This is a genomic window from Candidatus Hepatincolaceae symbiont of Strigamia maritima, assembly GCF_055505085.1.
Genome location: NZ_DBKDTU010000092.1, coordinates 1 through 2,538, shown reverse-complemented (window position 1 = coordinate 2,538; position 2,538 = coordinate 1). Strand labels below are relative to the sequence as shown.

Below are 2,538 nucleotides of genomic sequence, written 5' to 3'. Positions count from 1 at the left end.
AATCTAGATATACTAATTACTAACATAATTATAATAAAAATTATATCAAAAATGAAAAAAATTTTTTTATTATCTCTCTTTCTAAGTTTATTTATAAGCATTGCCACAGCCGATATTATTAGTAATGTTATTAAAGATACTACAGATTTAATTTTTCCTAAAAGCTCTACTAATATAAGTAACCCTAATACAAATACCACCACAGGTAATTCTAATCCCAATACTTCTTCTCTTACTACACCTGATGATGAGCTTAAACCATTATTAAAAATTTTAAAAGATCCTCAAAAAATCCAAAGTTTAATTAAAGTCTTAGAGAATGTTGAAAAAGCAGAGACTCCTCAAACAGTGTTTCAAACTATGGAGCTTACAGAAACTAAACAGGCATTAGACCAAATCTTTTTAAATATATATTATTCTATTAAAAACCATGTAATTTTAATAGATACAACTCTACTTAATCTTCCTATAAATTTTTGGAATGTTATTATTAATTTTAAAAATTATCTGAGTATAGAAGAAGTACAAATTGTGCTACTATCCTTAATATTTACTTTGGTGATAAGTTTTTTCTTAGAAAAAATATTAGTAAAAATCTTTCATAGGTTTTGGTATAAAAAACCCATCAATAACAAATTCCTAATTGATACAGTAAGCCATAGTGGTCTTATCGTAATAACTTTACTTACTCCTATCATAATAGCCAATCTTTTAGTCTGGATGGCTTTGCTAATTTTGCAGACTGAATACGGAGTATTATATCTTAGCAAAATTTTGGTGGTTTGGCTTGTTTTTAGAATAATTTTTACTATTCTAAAGAAACTCTATCATAATGCTAAAAAATGCAATAAATTCTTACATATTAAAGGAGCAATTAATCTTAAAAAAGTAAAGTTATATTTAAGAGATACCATAATACTATTGCATATTGTCTTAATTATAGTACTTTTTTATTTTACCTCCCAATATATTAAGCTTGATGTTAGCATATCACAAAATATTTTCAGAGGATTACGTTTAGTATTTTGTGTGGTGGTTGCTATATTGCTATTTAGGTTAAGTAAGGATTTTCAAATTTATTGTTTAACTATCGCTAAACAAAGTTCTAAATATTATGCAAAAAAGCTCTTTACTTTTTTGGGTAATAGTTTTTACTTTTTTACCATATTCTATATTATTTTGGTAGTATTCCTAATATTGTTAAATATCTATGCAGGGGTATGGTTTATTCTTAAAGCAGGGATGCTAGCTATTTTATTATTCTTAGTTCATCATTTATTGCAACATATTGTGAGTTTTCTTATTGATAAATATTTATTAGAAAGTTTTCATAATAGGGTGGCGACTTGGTATAATGTAAATCAAGATCGTAAATTGATTTATACTAAGATTTCCGGATATAAAAACTTTGGATATTTTGCGGAAATTATTTATTATTATCTTATTTTTATCACTTTTTTAATTTTTGCACTACAGCTTTGGGATATTCAAATTTTTAGCATCATTCAACAACTGATAAAGATTAGCTTTTTTAGTATAGTACTGAATATTTCTCTGGTACTCTTAATCCTCTTTAGTATTACCTTAATTTTGTTAATGTTTTGTAGAGCTTTAATTATGAAGGCGGAACATGCCAGAGATTTCCATAGAGTTAACCAAATTGTTTCTATCTTATTTTTATTAAAAAAACTCTATTTTGCAGTTTTAGTAATAGTGTTATTTATAGCTATTTTAGCTATTTTTAATGTTTCTTTTACTACTCTATTGGCTAGTACTGGGGTGGTTACCATAATTATTGGTTTTGGAGCTAAAGACATTCTTAAAAACTATTTTAATGCCATTCTTTTTTTACTAGAAAATGTGCTCTCAATTAATGATTTTGTAGAGATAGGTAGTAAAAAAGGTACTGTAGAAGACTTAACCATGAACTACATTAAATTGCGTGATATTGATGGGAATACTCATATGATTCCCTTCTCAACTGTGGATGTTGTAAGTAATTACAGTAGGGATTTTTCCTATGCCGTTAGTGAAGTAGGGGTTCATTATAGAGAAAATATTGATAATGTCATAGATGCTTTTAAAGAGATAGGTAGAGAGTTGCAACTTGATAGTAATCTTGCTTCTTTAATTCTAGAACCGTTAGAAATTCTCGGGGTAGTTAGTCTGGGAGATTACAGTGTAAATATTCGTTGTAGAATTAAAACCCAAGCTGGGAAACAAGCTAAAATTAGAATGGAACTTCTTAAAAAAGTAAAAGAAAAATTTGACGAACTAGGAATAACTATTCCGTATCCAATTAATCAGATTATTATTGAGAAGTAGAAGCGGTAAGCACAATTTCTAACCCGCAACTCACCTTAGAGAGTATAAGCTTTAGCAGAAGTAAAAATAAACTCAGTAATATTAAGAACTTAAAAATAACCGGCAAAGTAGATATGGATGAGGAATGGAGATGAAACATTTAGTCTCTGCAGTTTTTATGGCAAGACCTGTAGAAGCAGTTACAGATCTGTAAGAGCAATAGCAAAACTTTAC

The 2,538-nt window shown here is 27.7% G+C and carries 1 protein-coding gene; it reads left to right on the top strand.

Features of this window, described 5'->3' with window-relative positions:
- A partial coding sequence (locus tag ACQCX0_RS02235) for a mechanosensitive ion channel family protein (RefSeq protein WP_462562532.1) occupies positions 1-2,325 on the top strand: 2,325 nt, incomplete at its 5' end.
- Positions 2,326-2,538: the final 213 nt, after the last annotated feature.